Genomic DNA, 22,083 nt, shown 5'->3' on the forward strand with positions numbered 1-22,083 from the left:
AATAGAAACAAAAATAATCATTTGTTTCATAATTTGTAACTCAACCTCACAATGTTTCTTATTGACTAATCTGGCGTCTCAAGCATAAGCAAGAACTGTTCTATTGCTTAATGCTACTTTAATTAATTTGTTTTAGTTTTATCTTTAGGAATTTCTTTTAATCTTTTTTTTCCTTTTCTTTAAAACTTTAATGGGACGGTAACAAAAACGGAGGATATAATTACTTTTTAAAGATTTCTTTCAAATTTTAGACAAGAAATAATTGTAATTATATGCAATTGTAAATACATCTTACTACTAAATTAAATTAATTTCAATTAAAATACAAAAATTGAAAAAATCAATAATAAAATTAATATTTATACACAACAAAAATTCTTATTAACTTTTAATTTAATAAGTTTTTAAAATTTTAATAAAAAAAATTAATTAAGTTATGTTTTTAAATTTATTTGATTACATTTAAAAATAACCATTTTAATATAAATATTTATGTTATAAGTTCTATTACCAAGCATTTCTTTTAAAATACGTCAAATATTACCTTCTGTAAAACAACCTATATTTCACTTTGCACCTTGATTTTCAATACCTTGTTTATTATTTTTAAAATATTGTTTTTTTAATTTTTTATGGTTTTTTAATATTTCATTCATATATTTTATTAACTCATCATATTGACCATTTTCAATAAAATTTCTACAAATCTTATATTCTTCAAAATATTTTCCTTTATTTCCAGCAATTATTCCAACATATAATTTTTTAACTAAATGGAATTTATCTAAAACAAAACTTGCACCTAAATAATCAGCAACTTCTTTAATTCATCCTGCACTATCTCCACAAATAATAATTTTTGCTTGGTCAAAATTTTCAAAAAATCTATTTCCTTGTTCTTTGATAAATTCAGCAGTTTTTTTAACACCAATTGCTGTTTTTGTTGGTCTTATTATTACATCTGCTCTTTTATTAACTAATTTATGATTAACATTATCTGTACAAAATAATACTAAACGCATTGAATATTTACCAGAATTGCGTTTAAATTTTCAAAATTTTCGATGTCCATCATCAATACTAATATAAATAAATTGATTTGGTTCTAATTTTATTTTAGGAACATCTAATTTATTAACTTGATATTCTTGAAATAATCTACTAATACTTGTTGTACTAAATTTTGTTTGCTTCATAGTATGTAAAATATCAACATATCTTTTTCCGTCAGCAAAATGTTCAATAACATTATTTTTGATATCCTGACAAGTTCTTTTATATTTAGGTAATTCTAATTCTTCATCTAATAAACAAACTCTTACTCATTTTTTTAATTGTTCATAATAATATTTATAATCACGACATTTATAAATAACAAGACCATTGATAGTATTTCTAGTTCTTTCTTTAATTTTAACTGGAATATATTTTCTATCTCTTTCTTTTAATATTCTTCAATCTGTTTTTTCTCATTGATTTTTTATATCGTCTCTAAATGATTGATACATTTTTTTTGTTGCTTCTTTTAAAGTTCATAAATAATTAAAACTCATATTTTTGCTCCTAACTATTTTAAAAAATTCTAAATTTATTGTAAATATATTTAAAAAATTAATTTACTTAATTATTATATAAATATATAAGTGTTATTTTAAATAAAATAAAAAATATTTTAAAAAATGCTTTCATATTTAAAATATAATAAACAATTTCAATACAATTAATAGTATAGGTATCACAAAATAAACACCTTGTATTTAGGCGTTATTTTACGTTTAAAAGCATACTTGTAAAAATAATGAAAAATCAGTACAATTTAGAAGTAAAATTAAGAAAAAAAAGGAGTAATTAAAATAATGAATATTATTGAAGAAGAATATAATTGAATTTTTAATTTTTTAGAAACAACAAATTTAAAAGAAACAACTGAACAAATAGTTAAAGAAAAAAATGAACTTGCAAAAAGTACAATTAGTGATATGAATAATGAAATAATAAAAATTAAAAAAGAATCAAAAATAAAAAACTTTTTTATTACAATTTTTACTTTTGGAAAAATTAATAAAAACAAAGAAAATAAAATCAAAATTATGCAAATAAGTAAAAAAATAAATAAACTTAAAACAGTAATTATAAAATGAGATTTATTTTTTGAAAAAAAATGAAAAAATGAAAATTGTCAAAAATGAGTAAATAGTATAAATAATAATGAAATTAAAACTAATGAAAAAAGTAATTATTGCTCAAATAGTCGTACAGTTTTATAAAATTTAAAAAAAAGGAGTAATTTAAGATGAAAACATGAATAAAAACAAATTTTCAAAAAATAGCATTATCATTTGCTGTAATAACTGGTGTTAGCGGTTTAATCTTAGGAATAGTTTCATATAATAAAACTAATCAATTAACATATTTTTTTGATTACGACCATGAAGCGCACTGGGGGGCAATAATTTGAGCAAGACCAGTAAATAATAAACATAAAATTACTCTTTACTGAGCATCAAATAAATTAACTGATGACGCAGTAAAATGAGATGGTATTTATCCAGATGGATATTTTGATAATTAAATTTCTAGATTTATATAAGAAATATTTTCATTATATTTATCAAATAAATTAATATTTTTTAAATTTATTTCTTGCTTATCAGTTATTAAAATTAAATCATAATTACCAGCACCAAATACTCCGCTAACTTCAATCCGATTTAAATTATTAATCGGGTTTTCAATTTGTAATTCAAATTCACTATTATTATCGATTTGTGATATTTCTTTATAAAACTCTAATTTAGAAAATAATTGTGATTTATTTGAACCATATAAATTTAAAAAACTTTCTAATTTATTTTTATCAGTTACTAATCGTGTAAAATATTTACCATACTCACCATTACCTAGTGTTCAATCTGCCGGAATTAATGATGGTATATTATTGCTTTCTAATTCATTAGTTATGGATAGTCAGTTAAATTGATTATCATCTAATTTCAATAATTCATTTTGACTAATGTCATTGTTTTTTAGTTTAATATTATTGATATCTGTAAAATCAAAATACGCAGATTTTAATACTACTTTTATATCTTTAAATTCTCAAACCTTATCGGGTGTAGAATGTATAGGATTTGATTTTAATTCAAAATAATAAGGTAATAATAATTTATAATCATCGTTTAAACCATTATTAATAGACATAGTTGAATAAATATTTTTTGATAGCATTATAACTATTTGTTTTAATATTTTAACTTGTGGTAAATTTGTATAATTTGGATAATCTAATTCTCATTGTTTAAATAAATTGGTAATAACTTCATTTGGTTTTTGTCCCTCAAACTTAGCACGCATTTTGTCTAAATCATTCATTTCTTTTAAAACATTACTTAACGATGCACCATCAAAATTTCTATTATAGGTATATGTATAAGTTAACATATCTAATAATACTTTTTGTAAACTATCAATTGGTGGTCTATCTTTTATTTCTAGTTCAACATCATGAAATTTATTTGTTGTAGAAATAAATAAATTATAGTTACCTGCTAAAAATCATGACTCTAATTTTTTATCTTTTAATTCTAGTTCATCAGATAATGGTCATACTTTTGAATTTTTAGTAACATCATATCCTATTTTAGCATTAGTTACTCTTGCATTATTAATAATTTCTTTTCTTGTTTCAGTACCACCACCAATAGCAATTAAATCTAAAACTGATTTTTCTTGGCCTATAAATTGTTTTGCTAAATTTCATGGTAATATTTGTTCACTAAATCATTGTTGTAATATTCTAACTTTTGGTTGAGTTTCAATAGGCATTGATAATAGTGGAAATGCTATCTTATCTTTAACAAATAACTTTGGGTATACTTCCATATTGTCAACTTCACCAAGTACCTTTATATTGCCAAAAATCATGCTTCTAGGGGCTTTAATTTTTAAACCAATTACTTTGGTATCTTTATCTAATGGTTTTTGTAATTTAATAATGATTGGATAACCATCTCTTGTTTTAAAATCTTTAATTTTAATAATAGTAATACTTTTAGTACTTCTAGTTTTTGGATTTTGATAAGGTTGTGAATAATTATTAATGATATATAAATTATCAATATTATTTTCAGTTAAAGTTTCATTTATACTAACTGCATATAATTTAAATTGATTTAATAAATTTATTTCTTGAAAAATTAAATTTTTAATATCAGTCATACTATATTCAATTGTATTATCATTAATATTGGTACTTGCTCTTTGATTTAATTGCATAGTAAAGTCTGATGTTTCAACAGCAGTAGTTTTTAATACTTTATCAATATCAATAAAACCAATTTTAATAGTGTTTGCTGAAAATCTTAAACTATTATTTTCATTATTTTTAAATAAACGTTCAATTTCATAAATATAAATTGTTCTTTTTTTAAATTCATCGTATGCTCTATTAATATCAGGGTCACTAGTAGCACCCATCATATTAGTAAAGTCATAAGGAATATTATCAATTAAATAATCATTTTCTACTTCTGCTTGATTAAGTTTAGTTTGTTTCTGTGGAAACTTCGTTTGTGGTTTGTTGTTGTTTTCCATTGTTCTCTCCTATTAATTGGTTATTTTCGGGGTTAAATAATTTTAATTTAACAGTTAAGTTATTAATTTCTTGTTCATCATTAATATTAAATGTTTTACTAGTTAATAAATCTTTATCAATACGTACTAATATTTGAATAAATTTAAGAATATCAATATTAAATTGTCATAATTTTTGTTCAATATAATTAATAGTTGAAATATTTACTGCTGTACTTTCGGGAACTGATTGTTGTGCAGATTTCTTTTGACTTGGTATATGAATACCACAACGTTTAAATATTTCATTAATATTTCAATCGTATATATCAGTTAAATTTTTACCTTTAAAATTGCTATTTGTCATATTGATATTTTCATTTTGTTCATTATTATCTCCGCCACTTTTAAATATGTAGTTTTTAGTAACCAAAGTTCTTACTGCTTCTTCTAATGCTGATTGAACATTACCATAAGTTTGACTAAATATAAATTTAGGTGAATTTAAAATGGTATCTAAAACAATTTGTTCATAAATAACATCTAATGCTTTAATTTTATCCATTACTTTATCACAATCTGCTAATTCATTTGCTTTATTTCGCATAATTGCTATTGGTATATAGTTAATATTTAGTATTTGTTCTTGTGCTAAATTAGGATTATTAATGTATGATTTAAAATCTAATGGAAATTGTTTTTTATTATCACTAATACTATAAATTGCACGATTAATAGTTACTTGTTCATTATTTAATGTATAAACTTCGAATAATCTTACTGTTTGTGCATTTTGTTCATAACTATCATAAAAAATAGTACATTGAATTAATTTACCACCAATATCATAAACTCTTTGTTGTATATCTACTACTTGAAAATATAAATCATCATTAGCAATATAAATTAAATAACCACTAATTCCTAATTTACTTAATTTAAAAATAGAATTTCAATTTTTTCTATAAAATTCTTGCTGAATTAAGTATTTTTTAATAGTTTCATTATTAATATCTAATGGAGCATTATATAAATTAGCATTATTTTCTGCTACAAAATCAGTAAAATAAGTTTCATGATTAAAATCATTAAAACCAAAATAATTTAAAATTGAAGCATGTGTACTTTTATTTTTATTAGTTAAAAATTTTAATTTTTCATTTTGATTATCACTAATATTACTTTTATCTTTTCTAAAAAATCTACCTAACATAATATTCACCACCTTTTTAAAATATTTGATTAATTTTTTATATGATTTTTACAATAATAAATATAATTAAACCCGCTGTTGCAGACGATAATAAAACTCCAATTAAACCTAAAATAATTTTTATAATTTTAAAAAACATAATATTATTCCTGTAATTCTTGTAATTTTAATAGTTGTCCAAATGTAAAAGGATATGGAACAGTAGTCATGAATATACTATTTTTATTTACTTGTAATCACGTATATGAACCATCTGTATATATAAAACTATCTAAATATTCTGTATTATTATTTCCACTATATATAAATTCTTTATATATTCATGAATATTCTGTTTTATCATTAGTAACACAATAATTGTAATAAATACGATATATTTTATTTTTAATAAAATTAAATTGAATAGTTTTATTATCTTTTTTTGTTCCTACTTCTTTTCAATTTGAACCACTTGGACTTGGTGTTGGAGGAATATCTTTTAATTCAATATCTCAAATATTTTCTTCAATTTCATTAGTTTCTAAACTTCTTGAATTAATTTTTAATTTTGGTGTAATATCTATTTTAATAGTATCTTGTAATTCTTCTAATGAAAATATATTTCCATATTGTTTATTTCCTCCAATAATAATTAATTGACTTTTTCTATTAACAGTTCCTAATTTAATAATTAATGAAGCATCTTCATTATCAATTTTAGCTTTAACAAGCATATAATCTCCACCTATATGAGTAGAACTAGATTTAAATTCTATTTTTAGTTTTACACTTGTTTGATTAAAAGGTGGTTTATCTCATGTTATAAATACTCTATAATATTTATTAAAACTAAGAGCAAAATCTTCTCATGTACGATTATCAAAACTTTTACCTATTATTTTTCATACTTCTTTATCTTGTTTTTTATCAATATTTGATTTATTTTCATTAATAGCACCAGCAACTGTTTTATTAGTAGTTTCTAAATTAGGAATTTCTTGACTTATAGCATTTATTTGAAATGCAATAGGAAATTGTGATTTTGTATCTTCTAATTTTTTATCTACTTCTTCTTTTTTATAATAATCAGTTAAATCAGTAGAACCACCAATAGCACTAATTTTATTATTTTCATCAATAGTTATATTAGTACCAGCAATTAATTTATTTTGTTTTTTATCTAATAAATTATTAGTTTCTAGTTTTGTATAATAATCACGTTCAGTACCTTCTTCCGATATAAATTCAGTTGGTGTTCCAGTTCCTTGATATTGATATATTTTAGAAATAAATGCTGAATAATATGTTCCGGGTGTAGCACTAGCGCGAATTTTATAATTACTGCAAGTTAAATATAATCTAATATTATTAGTTTTATCTGAATAAAAAGTATCTAATAGAGTATATGATTTTATTGCATATTCTTCATTTAATTTAAATATAGATTTTCTAGTATATTTATATTTATAAATATCACTCTCATAAATATAACCTCATATTACTAATATTTCTTTATTTAAATTATCAGTTGAAAGTTCATTAGATATCTCTTTTCATAATGGACTAGTTTCAATATTAAATCAGTTATTTTTAATATCATCAATATTTTGTTTATTAATCTCAATTTTATTTTCTTGGATAGGTTACACTTTATTGGACACTAATTACGTAGACAAGTGAACAAATTAGTTAAAAGAAAGGAACTATAATTATGGCCAATATTAACTCATATACCGATGAATTTAAAAAACAAATAGTAGCTTTATATCAAAGCGGTAAGTCAGTGTCTTGTCTTGCTAAAGAGTACAATGTTACAAGAGCAGCTACTTATAATTGAATTAAGCAATTTACTAATTCAGGCAGTTTTAAAACTAAAGATAATCGTTCTATTGAAGAAAATGAATTAATTAAATTAAGAAAAGAATTAAAACAGTTACGAATGGAAAATGATATTTTAAAGCAAGCAGCACTAATAATAGGCAGAAAATAGAAATTATTGCTAAAAATAAAGTTAAATATAAAATTCGCACAATGTGTCGTTTTTTAAAACTTTCTAAATCAACATATTATTTTAATTTAAAGGAAAAAGAAAAAAAACAAAATAATATTTATGATGAAGCTGTTATTAGTGCTTTTAAAGAAAATAAAGAAGTTTATGGAACAAGAAGATTAAAAGTTGTTCTAAAAGAAAAGAATATTTATTTGTCACGCAGAAAAATTAAAGAAATTATGAATAAACATAATTTAATATCAAAATACACTAAATTATCATTCAAAAATCATCATAATAAAGTCAACGATAGTCAAATAACCAATATCGTTAATAGAAACTTTAATAATAGGCTTAAAAATGAAGTTATTGTTAGTGATTTAACTTATGTTCAAGTTAATGGTAAATGAAACTATATTTGCCTATTAATTGACCTATTTAACCGCGAAATTATTGGACATAGTGTAGGTACTAAAAAAGATGCATCATTAGTACATCAAGCATTTATGCACTCAAATCGTTGTTTAAAAGATATTCAAATATTTCATAGTGATCGCGGTAATGAATTTAATAATAAAATTATTGATAAACTTTTACTAGCATTCAATATTAATCGCTCTTTAAGCAAAAAAGGTTGTCCTTATGATAACGCTGTTGCTGAAGCAACTTTTAAAACTTTCAAAATTGAATTTATTAATGATAAAAATTTTACATCATTAATCCAATTAAAATTAGAATTATTTGATTACATCAACTGATATAACAACATAAGAATTCACAGCACTTTAAACTACTTAACTCCAGTTAATTATCAAAAATAAATGTCTACCAAAAAATAGTCCTAAAAAGGGTTGCCATTCCAGATTTATTAAAAATTTTAAAATTTTACAATTACAAAAAAAGACAAGATTATTTCTTGTCTTTTTCCTTTGAGAATAATTTTTATTTTATCTTATAAAATCTATATTTTTTAAAATACGTCGAATATAAATTTAAGGGTAAAAGAGAATTTAATTTGTCTATCATCATTTTGAAATAGTAATATTGGAAAGAATTTATTTTTATAGTAATTCATCTTCCTACTTTTTTGGGAACCTCCCAACTTTAATTTAATAAAAATCCTAACATAGAAATATATCTATATTAGGACTGAACAGTTATTAAATTATGAATATATAATAACATAAAAAATAATACTTTTGATGAAAATTATAATTAACACTTATATAAGTATTAATATTTAATTTCCTATACATGTATTTTTTATAAATAATTAAATTATAAAACTTCTAAGGAAATAACTATTTCTAATTAAACAATAGTTATCTAATACAAGAATAAATGAAAAATATCTATATTAAATATAGATACTATGATATAATTTTTCTAAAATTAATATAAGTTTTTACCTATTTACTTTTATTTTAAAGTAAATAGGTTTTTAATTTAAAAAAGGAGATATTTAGAAGTGCTATATAGTAAAAAAACAGAAAATCTTATAACAGAAAAAGAAAAACAAGTTTTTAAAGAAAAAACAACAACAAATTCAAGAAAAATTAAACCACAATTACCAATAACAACATCTCTTGCTGAAATATTACTAAATAATAATGAAAAGCTTGTTGGTACTATTACTAGTGATCAGTATCTTAATAAAGATAACAAACAAGTACCATTATATAAAGTAATTAAAACTTCAGAACCAAATAAAAAAATAAACATTAAAGCAATAAATTCTATTAAAAACGACAAACAACCAATAACAATTCTAAATAAAACCAATTCACAATCAATATAAAAATAAAATAAAATTATTAAAGATTGAAATTGAAATTTTTAATAATTTTATTTTTTATTATTTAATTAAAAGTTTATGTTTAGATTAACTACTAAAATTTATTTTCTTCTTATTTTATAGTATGATTTACCTATAAACTTAATTTTTTATTATAAAGGAGAAATAATAATGAATGTACTAAAAACATATGAGATTTGAAAAAAGCAAAACTTACCACAACACTTAAAAAAACAATTAACTACAATGTCTAAAAGTGAAATTGAAGATGCTTTTACTACAACTTTAGAATTTGGTACAGCTGGCATGCGTGGTATTACTGGAGTTGGTACCGGCAGAATTAATGAAATTATTATTATGAAAGCAACTGTCGCATTTATTCAATATTTAAAATCTGCTTTTTCTGAAAAAGACTTACTTCGTGGTGTTATTATTGCTCATGATAATCGTCACTTTTCAGCAGAATTTACAATGTTAACAGCAAAAACTTTAGCCAAACATAAAATTCCTATTTTTTTATTTAAAAATAATGATTTAAGACCAACACCAGTACTTTCATATAGTATTAGAAAAGTTAATGCTCTTGCTGGAATTGTTATTACGGCCAGTCATAATCCTCCTGAATATAATGGTTATAAAATTTATGATCAATATGGCTGTCAATTTCTTCCTAATGTTACCAATATAATTAGCAATAAAATGGAACAATTGCCTGATGATTTTCAATTAACATTCGATTATGATACTAGCCTAATTAAAGAAGTGCCTTCAACAGTAGAAGATAATTATCGTGATGATATTAAAAATTTACAGTTTTATCCACAAGTTAAAAATCGTAACTTTAAAATTGTATTTTCTAATCTACACGGTACTAGTCGTGAATGAGTTAAACCAATTTTAGAACAATGCGGTTATGAAATTATTTTAGTAACAGAGCAAGCTAACTATGATCCTGATTTTAAATGTGTGGTGTCGCCCAATCCCGAAGTAAAACCAACATTTGATTTAGCAATTAAACACGCTAAAAAACATGATGCACCATTAATTATTTTAAATGATCCTGATGCTGATCGCATTGGTATTGCTGTAAAACATAATAATGATTATGTATTATTAACAGGTAATGAAACAGCACCAATTTTATTAGAATATTTATTAAGCCATTATCAACTTAATAAAACAATGCCAAAAAATCCCGTTATGTACAATACATTTGTTACTTCCAATTTATCTGATATGATTGCTAAATCATACGGATGTCAAGTCATTAAAACGTTAACTGGCTTTAAATGAATTGGTGCAGAAATGCTAAAAGAAAAAGCACGTAACATTAACTTTGTTTTTGGTTTTGAAGAAGCATATGGTTATGTTATTAAAGATATTACTCGTGACAAAGATGGTATTCAATCAGCAATAGTAGCAGCAGAAGCGGCTTGATATTATCAAAATTCACAAAAAACATTAGTTGATGTTTTAGAAAATATTTATCAAAAATTTGGATATTATTACTGTTATACTGTTAATCTTATTTTAAAAGGAAAAATAGGACAAAATACTATTAATAATATGTTAGAAACATTAAGAACTAGTAAAATACCAACGCTTAATAATATTAAAACAATTAAAGTTGAAGATTATCAAACTGGTTTACATGGAATGCCATCGCAAAATTTACTAAAATTTTACTTCAGTGATGGTTCATGATTTGCTGTTAGACCTAGTGGAACTGAGCCAAAAATTAAATTCTATTTTGTTTGTGTTGATAAAACCATTAATGATGCACAATTAAAAATGAGAAAAATGTATGAAGAATTAGCTATCAAACATCTAAATATCAAAGATATAAAATGATAGAAAGGAACTAAAAAATGACTGTAATTAAAGATATTAAACCTAATAATGTTTTAAGTTTAGTAGTAATTATTAATCGAGTAATTCAAGGTGTTGCTTCTAACAATACTAATTATTTAAACTTACAATTACAAGATAAAACTGGGACAATTTCAGCAAGAATTTGAGACGTAAGCAAAGAAACTATTGAACAATTAACAATAGGACAAGTAATTAAAATTGAAGCAAATAGCATTAATTATAATAATGAAATACAACTAAAAATTAATAATTGAACTATTATTACTAATCCTAGTGAATATTATGATTTATTACTTACACAAGCACCAATTAATATTATTGAAGCATGAACTGAAATTAGTCAAACAATAAAGGAATTTAAAAATCCAATTTTAAAAAAAGTATTAATCCAATGTTTTAATAAAAAAAATATTGATGATTATAAAAAATGACCAGCAGCAGTTAAAATGCATCATGCTGTTCAAAGCGGTTTATTATGACACTCAGTAACAATGCTAAGAATGGCAAAACAAGTAGTAGCACTTTATAATGATCGTAATATTAATAGTGAACTATTATATGCAGGAATCATTATGCATGATTATGGAAAAATGGTTGAATTAAATAATAATCCTATTAGTTCATATACACTATCAGGTAAAATGATTGGTCATATTTCATTAGGTGCAATGCAAGTTACACTTGCTTGTAAGGAATTAAATATTAACTTAGAGGAAGAAATCGTAGTTTTATTACAGCATCTAATATTAGCTAGTCATGGTAAATATGAATATGGCTCACCTGTCTTACCAAAAACAATAGAAGCTGAAATTTTACATCATTTAGATAACTTAGATGCAAAAATCTATGCAATTGATGAAGCTTTGGTTAATATTAATGTTGGTGAATCAACTGCTCGTATTGCAAGTATTGAAAATAGAATGTTTTATAAACATCAAAATTTAAAGGAAAATAATAAAAAAGTTTAAATAATAAAAACTCTCTTTTAATTAAAAGAGAGTTTTTATTATTTATCATAAATTTTAATAAATTAATTAATTTATATTTATTTTTATAGGGTAAAAATAACCAGTTTCTGTATTACCATAAAAAATCAATACATTTGCTTCTTTATCTGTTTCTTTATCTTTAAATCAATCATTAGGTACTGGCTCTTTATTTTTATCATAAATTTCATTTTCATTTCTAAGCTTATTAAAATCAATTTTTTCTTTATAAATACCTTTTAATAATAATTTAATAACTAATTCTGAATCTTTTTGTAATTTTTTTAATTTATTTATAACATCTGTTACGGCTTCTTGTTTATTTATGGTTGCTTTAGTTGAACTTGGTGGTGCTAATGAAGCGAATGGCAAAGTTGTCTTTGAAAAATAATTTTGCATATCACTATCTGAAATAATTGTTTGCTTAGTTATATCAATCATTGTTGAACCTTGATAATTCGGATCATTTGAATTACTACTTATTTTGACAACTATTTTAGATACTTTTTCAAGTTCTTGTTTATTGTTTGTTATTTCTTGATTATTTTCGTTATAAAATTGAAGTTGATAAACAGCAGCTAATGGTGTTGACTTAAATTCATCAAAACTATTTATATTACTAATTAATTCTTTATAACTTTTACTTGGATTAGCAATAATGTCTAAACCAGTTAATTGAGTAATAGTACTTAAATCAGTTTTATCAGATTGTTCTTTTATATTTATTTTAATTGGTGCTGTTGAACCTTGATAATTCAAATCATTACTATTGCTAGTAATAACTATATATAAATCACCAACTTTTTCTAATTTAGTAGTTATATCATTTTTAGCTTCTTTATCACTAAAATATTTAATTACAGGGTTAACTAACTTTGGATTTAAGTTTTTAACTTCTGGTGTATTATTTATTAATGTATCTAATTTTTTATTACTTTTATTAACATCTATAGTAATATTTGTTGTTAATTTAGTAATTTTATCTTTTAATTCTGTTTTTTGTGTTGTGTTATTATTACAAGCAACAACTGATAATGATATTGGTGTTGACATTGTTAAGATCGATAATAATTTTACTAAGTTTTTCATTTTTTACCTCGCTTAAAAATAATAAGTTAATTTAAAAACCAATAAAGATTTTGAATTAATAATATATGAAAACCAAATATTTTACAATATAAATTTAATATGCAAAAATACTTGTAAATTAAGAAATTTTTTAAAAAATTTCTTTTCTTTTTTATATATTTTAAAATTATTTTTTAATTAAAAATGATAATTTTCTATTACTAGTAAAGAAAATATGATATTATATTATTAAAATTTAATATAAGTTTTTAACCTATTTACTTTATTTCAAAATAAATAGGTTTTTTGTTTTAATTTAGAAAAGGAAGATAAAGAAATGCCTAAAAATAAATTTTTAACAGCTATTGAAGAAGGTGACTTACAAACAGTTAAAACTTTACTATTTGATTCTGATAACAATAAGTTCGATATGGAGGGTGCCTTAATAACTGCTGCTGATTATGGTCACATTGAAATAGTTCGATTTTTAATCCAAAATAATACTGATATCAATCATATAAATAGTACAAAAGATACTGCTTTAACACTAGCTGCTGAACAAGGTCACACAGAAATAGTTAATCTTTTAATAACAAACGGCGCTAACGTTAATTATATAAATAAAAATTTGGATAGGTTACACTTTATTGGACACTAATTACGTAGACAAGTGAACAAATTAGTTAAAAGAAAGGAACTATAATTATGGCCAATATTAACTCATATACCGATGAATTTAAAAAACAAATAGTAGCTTTATATCAAAGCGGTAAGTCAGTGTCTTGTCTTGCTAAAGAGTACAATGTTACAAGAGCAGCTACTTATAATTGAATTAAGCAATTTACTAATTCAGGCAGTTTTAAAACTAAAGATAATCGTTCTATTGAAGAAAATGAATTAATTAAATTAAGAAAAGAATTAAAACAGTTACGAATGGAAAATGATATTTTAAAGCAAGCAGCACTAATAATAGGCAGAAAATAGAAATTATTGCTAAAAATAAAGTTAAATATAAAATTCGCACAATGTGTCGTTTTTTAAAACTTTCTAAATCAACATATTATTTTAATTTAAAGGAAAAAGAAAAAAAACAAAATAATATTTATGATGAAGCTGTTATTAGTGCTTTTAAAGAAAATAAAGAAGTTTATGGAACAAGAAGATTAAAAGTTGTTTTAAAAGAAAAGAATATTTATTTGTCACGCAGAAAAATTAAAGAAATTATGAATAAACATAATTTAATATCAAAATACACTAAATTATCATTCAAAAATCATCATAATAAAGTCAACGATAGTCAAATAACCAATATCGTTAATAGAAACTTTAATAATAGGCTTAAAAATGAAGTTATTGTTAGTGATTTAACTTATGTTCAAGTTAATGGTAAATGAAACTATATTTGCCTATTAATTGACCTATTTAACCGCGAAATTATTGGACATAGTGTAGGTACTAAAAAAGATGCATCATTAGTACATCAAGCATTTATGCACTCAAATCGTTGTTTAAAAGATATTCAAATATTTCATAGTGATCGCGGTAATGAATTTAATAATAAAATTATTGATAAACTTTTACTAGCATTCAATATTAATCGCTCTTTAAGCAAAAAAGGTTGTCCTTATGATAACGCTGTTGCTGAAGCAACTTTTAAAACTTTCAAAATTGAATTTATTAATGATAAAAATTTTACATCATTAATCCAATTAAAATTAGAATTATTTGATTACATCAACTGATATAACAACATAAGAATTCACAGCACTTTAAACTACTTAACTCCAGTTAATTATCAAAAATAAATGTCTACCAAAAAATAGTCCTAAAAAGGGTTGCCATTCCAAAATTAATAAGTGAAATGCCACAATTAGTTAAAGATTGATTATTGGGATAAGATTAGGAGAATGTTAAATGTTAGAAAATGAAAATAATGTTCAACAAACAACTGAACCTTTAAATGAAAATAATGCTCAACAAGAAATAGAAAATAAAGTTAATGAAGCAGAAAATAAGTTAAATAAACTTAATCAAGAAATTAAAGAAAAAGAAATGATTAATATATTTAAAAAATATCAAGTTAAAACTGAATTTTATGATTATTTAAAATTTAAAACAAATAATATAGAAAATTCAAAAATTGAAGAAACTATTAAAAAAATGATTAAAGAACAACCAATATTTAAACAAACAATTAATACAGGTGGCAATAAACAAATAATTATTAATAATAAAACAAATGATAAAGAAAATTTTTTAATTAATTATAAAAAGAAAAATTATTTATAAACGAAAGGAAGAAATAAAATGTCAGTACCATTTAATCAAAATTTAGACAATACAGAGAGATTAGTAGAAGCACCAGAATTTATAGAGTTTTTTAAAATTTCAAATAGTCCATGGGCAAACTTTTTTCCTACTGAAAGAGGCTTTTTAATAATCTGTGTATCTTTGTTTTACAAAGTTACTAATTTAGATTAATTCTGTCTTCAAATTTTATCATAAAATGAGCAATTGCTGTATTTCAATTTTGAATAGGCAATGTTCATTTTTTTGTTATATTTTCAATTGCCAAGTAAAATATTTTGAAAACTGCCATATCATTAGGAAAAACTTTTTTATTTCTGATGATTTTTCGTAATTGACTATTAACAGATTCAATAGCATTTGTAGTATAAATCACTCTTTTGATTTCTACTGGATAACTAATAAAAACCATTAAATTATCTCAATTTTTATATCAAGATTTAGTAATTTGAGGATATTGTTTATTTCATTTACTTTCAAACGATTCTAAAGCTTGCATTGCTTGTTCTTCACTACATGCACTATAAATTGGTTTTAAATCTGCAACTAGACCTTTTCGATGTTTGTATGAAACATATTTTAAACTATTTCTAATTTGATGAACAATGCATAATTGATGTTCTGTTTTAGGATAAACTGATTGTATTGCTTCTGACATGCCTGTTAAATTATCACTACAAGCAATAAGAATATCATTTAAGCCACGATTTTTCATTTCTGTGAAATTAGATAATCAAAACTTAGAACCTTCATTTTCACTAATTCATAATCCTAAAACATCTTTTTTGCCTTCTAAATCAACTCCTAATGCTATATAAACTGATTTGTTAATAATCCGTTTATCTTGTCGTACTTTAACTACTATACAATCAAAATAAACAATAGGATAAATACTTTCTAATGGTCGATTTTGTCATGCTTTAACATCATCAATAACATCATCAGTAATTTGACTAATAACACTTTCACTAATATCAGCACCATGATATAACTCTTGCAACTGCATTCTAATGTCAGATAATGTCATTCCTTTTGCATACAAGGAAAGAACTTGTTGATCAAAACCATCAAATCTTCTTTGCCTTTTAGGAACTATTACAGGAGTAAAATTACTATTGCGATCTCTTGGTACATCAATTTCAATTTTACCTTGTTGAGTTATTAATTTTTTTGAACTTGTACCATTACGAGCATTTTCAGTAGTACTATGTTGATTTTTTTCATATCCTAAATAATTTTGCATTTCAGAATTCAACATTTTTTCAACTAATCTTTTTGTTAATTCTTTATATAAACCGCCAGGTTTAAAAACTGTTGTTAAATCTTCAGTATTTTCTAGTAATAAATCTACTGCTTTTGATATTGGATCATTATTATTAAAGTTATCTTTTTTAGCCATCTGTAACTCACTCTTTCTAGTCATTTAATTATATTTACTAGAATTAATTAAACATAGTTATTTTTGTAAGTTACACAGATTACTAAACATTTCCTACTGAAATTGTTGACTCAGTAAATATTGAATTTATTGTTAAAAAACCAAAAAAACCGGAAGTAAAAATTATTGCTTGGGATGATAAAAGTAAAAGATATGAATTACCATATGTTGATACAGATAAAATTAGTAAAAAAATAACTAAAAAATATCTTGCAGGAGAAATTATTGCAGATGTAGATTTAAAAGCAAATAATGGACAAAATTTATTAGATAGTATGCAATATGAAGTTGCAAATGATTTAGCAGATAAATTAGCAATTGATGATACACAAGCAATTGCAAAATTTGCTACTAAAATCGATATTGAAGATACAACACCAGTAGGCTATTTAAAATCAATGTTATCTGCTTGAAATACTTTGTTTCAATTTAGAAACATTGCAAATAGTAAATTTTTTATTACTAATGGTCTTTATGATAGTTTAGTTTATTTAGCAGATAATAAAGGTTTAATTACCGATAATCAGTTGGCACAACAATTACGTTTAAATGGAAATAATTTATATGTAAAAGGCGTATTATGTGAAATCGTTCTTGATGACTATATGATTTTTACTAATGATAAAAATGAACAACAATTAATGACCTTTGTTTTAGCAACACCAAGAGCGATGAAAAGATACATGATAGAAAATACAGTTATTTATGTAGATTTTATTAAAGATGATAAAGCAGGAAGAGCATATAAAGTTGCTGGTGAAGTTGTTGGAGAAGCAATACCATATATTTCTAATAATGAAACAACATCACGTTGAATGTTATGTGGAGTTATTAAAACAGAAAAAACTGATTTAAAAACTAAAATTACAAGTTTAACAACTGATATTACTGCAAATGTTAATAACAATAATAGTGAATTAAATACACAAATAAAAAGTACTAATGAACTTAAATCATTAAATCCAAATTTAACAAATCCAACTATTAAATATTTTAGTGATGCACAAGGAAAAACTAATGTAAGTAATCAAAAACAAAAAGCAGGTGACTTATATATAACTATTAGTGCAAATGTTAATGACTTAAATTATAAAGGTTCAACAAATCCAATTAAAATAACTCTTAAATAAAGGAAATTAATATCATGCCAATTGGTACAACTAGTACAGCAATACTTTTAAACATAAATAAACCAAAACATACTAGAACAAGTAACCAACAAGAAAATAAAAGTTTTTGATGAGAAATTTTAGAAATGATTGGTGTACAAGTTATAGCAGTAGCACTTGCTCCTTTTACTGGTGGATTAAGTGAAAGTGTAGCCCTTGGATTAGGTGCAAGTGATTTAGTTGCTAGTATTAGTGCTGTTGGTGTAGAGTTTTTAACTGATTTTACTATTAATCAAGTTTATGATTATTTAAAAGGAAATGTAACAAAATTAAATACTTTCTTTAATATACTTCCTGCATTTGCTGGACTTAATAAAATTAGTCGTGGTTATCGTACAAGTAAATTTATTAAACTAGCACAAAAAACTAAAACATTAGAACAAGTGGGAATTAAAGAAGCAAAAAATTTACAAGAAATTATTAGTCAAGTAAGTGGAAAAGAAATTTTAACAGATAAAATTATTGGTAATAAACGTTATTTAATGAATTATAGTTTTACTCCTAATCGTGAAACAGTATTACGAGATTTAGGTTATGTTGCTGAAAGACAATATAAAAATAATTTTCAAAAACTAGAAACAGAAAAATTAATGGAACACTTATTATTACAAAATACATTAATAAAACTAAGTCCACAATTAACTCCTAAATTTAAAATTAAAGATATTGAAAAAGCAAATAACTTTTTAAAAAAATTTAATACTGATTTAAAAAAAGTATTATCTATGAATCAGCATGATTGATTAAATTTAGTTCATACAATACATACAGAAAATAGATATGGAAAAACTTTAATTTTAGATTTACAAAAAATTCGTGCTAATTCTATTAAATTTAATTTTAAAAATAATATTATTCATCAACTTGTTTTAAAAGCAAATCAAACTTTTAAATATTTTGATATTAGATTTTATTTAAAAAAAGGTTTAAATAAATTTTGAAAAGATACTCCATATTTTGAAAAATTACGAGAAAGTATATATAAATTACAAGAAAAATTTGAAAAGTTAGAAAAACAAGCATTTGAAAAAATTAATAAATTAAAAGAAAAAGCAACTGATTTATTTACTAGTGCAGAGAAAAAAGCAATTAAACATGCACAATTAATTCCATTAAATTCACCTGTATTTATGGGATGTAAAATTCAACCTTTATCATTAGATAAATGTGCAATTACTATTTATCATCGCAATCCTAAATATAAACCCATTACAGTTGTTGATAGTATTCTTAAGGCAGAAACTTTTGTTACTCAAATACATCCATTTCATTGATATCGTTGATATAGTGGTTGATACATTGGTTATGGTGTTAATCATAATAAATGATTAAAAGCAATAGCATTTGCTCCACCAGTTGTTCAACAAGTAATTAGAGATAGTTTTAAAGTATATAGAGAAATATTTAGAACTATTAGAACTTATCATAAAGTAGTAAATGTTATTAATAATCCTATTGAAAATATTAATAAATCATTTAAAAATGTTGGTTTAAAGTTTTCAGTTAATACTTTATGGAACAGGATTATTACATCATTTAGAAAAATTTGCATATAGTCAAGTTGTAGAAAAAGGTAAAAAAAAGTTACAAAAAGAAATTATCCATATATCACATAGAAAAACTAAAACAAAAACTAAGCATTATAAAAAAGCATTTTTTAAGGAATGATAAATTATGATTAATAAACTTTGAACTGATGTCAGTCTTGAAAATTATAATAACTGATATCCATTAACTGGAAAAATTACAGAAACACCACAGCAATACATACAAACATGACCTAATGTTAATGATTGATTTAAAACTTTTGCTATTCGTGCTCAAAATGATATTAATGCTTATCTTGATTTTATTTTATCTAAATTTCCTTTTGATAGTTTTAAAGATGAATTAATTAAAGAAACATTAAGAGATATGGTTTATGTAATGGTTGAACATTGAGTATTTAATCGTACACCAATTGAATTTAATGTTGATGCTACTATTCAATTTAATAATGGTAGTCAATTTAGTGCAAGTAGTACTCCTACGATTAATGTTTGAGATTTAGCACCTAGTAGAATGAAAATATGAGCAAGATTAACAGAATTAAAACAAATATTTTCAAGTTATAATGATGATGAAATAGATATTGAAAAAATTGACTTAAAAGCATTTTATACTAGAAATCAAGTTGATGAATTAATAAAAGAACAAAAAGAATTTACATTATCAAAACAAATTAAATTATATGATGATTTAGTTGATGATAATGAAAATGAAATATATAGAGGTCCTGTTAGTAAATTTATTAATAAAGGTTATGTTGCAACAGATTATGATAAAGAAACTGAAACAATGATTTTAGATTGACCTGATGAAATTGGTACATTACCACCAGAAGCATTACAAAATAATCCACAAATTGGTGATTATACACATGCACCAACTTGTGATTTTTCTGCTAAACAACAAAAACGAATTACTACAAATGAAAATAGTATTAAATTATTAGAAACTAAAGTTGATAATAATATCAAATTATTAGAAAATAAAATTGAGATTAATAAACAAAATATTGATGATATTAAAAATAACTGATTTAATATTGAAACTAGTCCATTATGAAAAGAGATATCTAATGAACTTTCAACTGATAATTTAAATAAAGAAATATTAGTAATATGAGGTTATATTTATGAGAGTGATATTTATAAATATAAATATACTAGAAAATCTATATTTAAATTAAATGAAGAATCTGCAATAAAATCATATACTTTATTAGATACTTTTTATTCAGATGAAACTAATAATATTAGATTATACTTAACTTGCGTTAATTATAAAATTCGCGCTAGTGCTACACCCGGAACATATTATTCAGGATTTATTTCTAAAATATATCAATATCAAGGAACTGGAACACCAACTGAATTTATAGCAGAAGATAGTACTGAACGTGATTACTATACAAAACTAGAAGTAGATAAAAAAATAGAAGATGTAAAGTCACAATTTCCTATTGCATTTCAAATAAATGCTCTTGGTACTGAAAATCCTAATTTAGAAACTACTGATAAAACTCTTGTTGGTGCTATTAATGAAAATAAAACTAATATAGATAAAAATTTTAATTTAACTATTGATAAATTAGAACCATTATTTGATAATAATGTTTTTGATATACAAGAAAATAAATTTGTTGTAAAAGCTAATTTTATTTTAAATATTTTAAAAAGTGCTTATATTAAAGAATTAGAAACTAGAAATAAAAGTATAGTTGATGCAATTAATGAATTACATAAACGTGTTTGAAAACTTGAAGGTGATTTTGTAAAAATACAAAAAGAATTAATTGATGATGAAAAGAAAATAATAAATAATGGTAATTGAAAAGAAGTAGGAGAAGTTATAACAGATAAAAATAATAATAATCAAAATTTTATAAAATATATATTTAAAGATAAAACACATTATAGAATATATTATAGTTTTGGTGATTATACTAGTAAAGAAAATAATAAAAATTATAGTTGACAAATAATTAATTTTTATTATCAATTAGATACAAATGTTTTAAAAAGTAGTTTATGAATATCAAATAATAATGTTAATGCAGATACTGAAATTAATATTTATAATAATAGAATAATGTGGGGTATGGGTAGAGATTATATTTTTAAAAAATTAGAAGAATTACAGGAATAAGATT

The 22,083-nt window shown here is 22.8% G+C and carries 19 protein-coding genes; 13 read left to right on the forward strand and 6 right to left on the reverse strand.

What is annotated here, in order from left to right:
• Window positions 1-434 precede the first annotated feature (434 nt).
• Window positions 435-1,553 carry an Mbov_0401 family ICE element transposase-like protein gene (locus AACK89_RS01360; protein WP_338978771.1) on the reverse strand — a complete coding sequence of 373 codons (1,119 nt, stop codon included), beginning with the start codon at window positions 1,551-1,553 and terminating at the stop codon, window positions 435-437.
• Window positions 1,554-1,856: 303 nt separating this feature from the next.
• Between AACK89_RS01360 and AACK89_RS01365 the strand changes: the two genes are divergently transcribed.
• On the forward strand, window positions 1,857-2,267 hold the full coding sequence (locus AACK89_RS01365) for a hypothetical protein (protein ID WP_338978773.1): 411 nt from the start codon (window positions 1,857-1,859) through the stop codon (window positions 2,265-2,267).
• A gap of 26 nt (window positions 2,268-2,293) precedes the next feature.
• Window positions 2,294-2,572: a hypothetical protein gene (locus tag AACK89_RS01370; protein ID WP_338978777.1), complete on the forward strand. Its 279-nt coding sequence runs from the start codon at window positions 2,294-2,296 to the stop codon at window positions 2,570-2,572.
• On the opposite strand, the gene AACK89_RS01375 is transcribed toward AACK89_RS01370, so the two are convergent.
• The 3 genes from AACK89_RS01375 to AACK89_RS01385 all read right to left on the reverse strand — a co-directional run bounded on the left by AACK89_RS01375 (window position 2,569) and on the right by AACK89_RS01385 (window position 6,498).
• On the reverse strand, window positions 2,569-4,593 hold the full coding sequence (locus AACK89_RS01375) for a hypothetical protein (RefSeq protein ID WP_338978780.1): 2,025 nt from the start codon (window positions 4,591-4,593) through the stop codon (window positions 2,569-2,571). The two genes, AACK89_RS01370 and AACK89_RS01375, sit on opposite strands and share 4 nt — an antisense overlap.
• Entirely contained in the window at window positions 4,544-5,785 is a 1,242-nt protein-coding gene (locus AACK89_RS01380) for a hypothetical protein (protein ID WP_338978783.1), read from the reverse strand. The genes AACK89_RS01375 and AACK89_RS01380 overlap by 50 nt, the downstream gene beginning before the upstream one ends.
• 143 nt (window positions 5,786-5,928) lie before the next feature.
• Window positions 5,929-6,498: a hypothetical protein gene (locus AACK89_RS01385; RefSeq protein ID WP_338978786.1), complete on the reverse strand. Its 570-nt coding sequence runs from the start codon at window positions 6,496-6,498 to the stop codon at window positions 5,929-5,931.
• 977 nt (window positions 6,499-7,475) lie between these two features.
• On the opposite strand from AACK89_RS01385, the gene AACK89_RS01390 reads away from it, so the two are divergent.
• The 4 genes from AACK89_RS01390 (at window position 7,476) to AACK89_RS01405 (ending at window position 12,389) form a co-directional block, all read left to right on the forward strand.
• Window positions 7,476-8,575, forward strand: a protein-coding gene (locus tag AACK89_RS01390; RefSeq protein WP_338977768.1) for an IS3 family transposase whose coding sequence is annotated in 2 segments (ribosomal slippage) — window positions 7,476-7,719 and window positions 7,719-8,575 — 1,101 coding nt in all. Because the reading frame shifts where the segments join, the coding sequence is not laid out codon by codon here.
• Between the two features lie 647 nt (window positions 8,576-9,222).
• The gene (locus AACK89_RS01395) at window positions 9,223-9,552 is read left to right on the forward strand and encodes a hypothetical protein (protein ID WP_338962042.1); all 330 of its coding nucleotides are present in this window, start codon (window positions 9,223-9,225) and stop codon (window positions 9,550-9,552) included.
• A 168-nt stretch (window positions 9,553-9,720) separates the two neighbouring features.
• Window positions 9,721-11,403, forward strand: a complete 1,683-nt coding sequence (locus AACK89_RS01400) for a phospho-sugar mutase (RefSeq protein ID WP_338978788.1) — start codon at window positions 9,721-9,723, stop codon at window positions 11,401-11,403.
• A 14-nt stretch (window positions 11,404-11,417) separates the two neighbouring features.
• Entirely contained in the window at window positions 11,418-12,389 is a 972-nt protein-coding gene (locus AACK89_RS01405; protein WP_338978790.1) for a 3'-5' exoribonuclease YhaM family protein, read from the forward strand.
• A gap of 66 nt (window positions 12,390-12,455) precedes the next feature.
• Here the strand turns inward: AACK89_RS01405 and AACK89_RS01410 are convergent, their stop codons facing one another.
• Window positions 12,456-13,496 (reverse strand): hypothetical protein, encoded by a 1,041-nt coding sequence (locus AACK89_RS01410; protein ID WP_338978793.1) that lies wholly within the window; start codon window positions 13,494-13,496, stop codon window positions 12,456-12,458.
• A 316-nt stretch (window positions 13,497-13,812) separates the two neighbouring features.
• On the opposite strand from AACK89_RS01410, the gene AACK89_RS01415 reads away from it, so the two are divergent.
• The 4 genes from AACK89_RS01415 (at window position 13,813) to AACK89_RS01430 (ending at window position 15,956) form a co-directional block, all read left to right on the forward strand.
• Window positions 13,813-14,133: an ankyrin repeat domain-containing protein gene (locus AACK89_RS01415; RefSeq protein ID WP_338978794.1), complete on the forward strand. Its 321-nt coding sequence runs from the start codon at window positions 13,813-13,815 to the stop codon at window positions 14,131-14,133.
• 47 nt (window positions 14,134-14,180) lie between these two features.
• Window positions 14,181-15,280, forward strand: a protein-coding gene (locus tag AACK89_RS01420) for an IS3 family transposase (RefSeq protein WP_338977768.1) whose coding sequence is annotated in 2 segments (ribosomal slippage) — window positions 14,181-14,424 and window positions 14,424-15,280 — 1,101 coding nt in all. Because the reading frame shifts where the segments join, the coding sequence is not laid out codon by codon here.
• Window positions 15,281-15,389: 109 nt separating this feature from the next.
• A complete protein-coding gene (locus AACK89_RS01425; protein ID WP_338978797.1) occupies window positions 15,390-15,764 on the forward strand; it encodes a hypothetical protein in 375 nt (124 codons plus the stop codon).
• 18 nt (window positions 15,765-15,782) lie between these two features.
• Complete coding sequence (locus AACK89_RS01430) at window positions 15,783-15,956, forward strand: hypothetical protein (RefSeq protein WP_338978799.1); 174 nt, start codon at window positions 15,783-15,785, stop codon at window positions 15,954-15,956.
• On the opposite strand, the gene AACK89_RS01435 is transcribed toward AACK89_RS01430, so the two are convergent.
• Window positions 15,943-17,181: an IS256 family transposase gene (locus tag AACK89_RS01435; protein ID WP_281749630.1), complete on the reverse strand. Its 1,239-nt coding sequence runs from the start codon at window positions 17,179-17,181 to the stop codon at window positions 15,943-15,945. The genes AACK89_RS01430 and AACK89_RS01435 overlap by 14 nt on opposite strands.
• 314 nt (window positions 17,182-17,495) lie before the next feature.
• Here AACK89_RS01435 and AACK89_RS01440 point away from each other — a divergent pair, with 314 nt between their 5' ends.
• From AACK89_RS01440 to AACK89_RS01450, 3 genes are all read left to right on the forward strand, one after another.
• Window positions 17,496-18,350, forward strand: a complete 855-nt coding sequence (locus tag AACK89_RS01440) for a hypothetical protein (protein WP_338978800.1) — start codon at window positions 17,496-17,498, stop codon at window positions 18,348-18,350.
• A 14-nt stretch (window positions 18,351-18,364) separates the two neighbouring features.
• A complete protein-coding gene (locus AACK89_RS01445) occupies window positions 18,365-19,945 on the forward strand; it encodes a hypothetical protein (RefSeq protein WP_338978802.1) in 1,581 nt (526 codons plus the stop codon).
• A 118-nt stretch (window positions 19,946-20,063) separates the two neighbouring features.
• The gene (locus tag AACK89_RS01450) at window positions 20,064-22,079 is read left to right on the forward strand and encodes a hypothetical protein (protein WP_338978804.1); all 2,016 of its coding nucleotides are present in this window, start codon (window positions 20,064-20,066) and stop codon (window positions 22,077-22,079) included.
• The last annotated feature ends 4 nt before the right edge of the window (window positions 22,080-22,083 follow it).

It is taken from the genome of Spiroplasma endosymbiont of Panzeria rudis, assembly GCF_964019705.1.
In the GTDB taxonomy this organism is placed as follows: Bacteria; Bacillota_I; Bacilli_A; order Mycoplasmatales; family VBWQ01; genus Spiroplasma_E; species Spiroplasma_E ixodetis_A.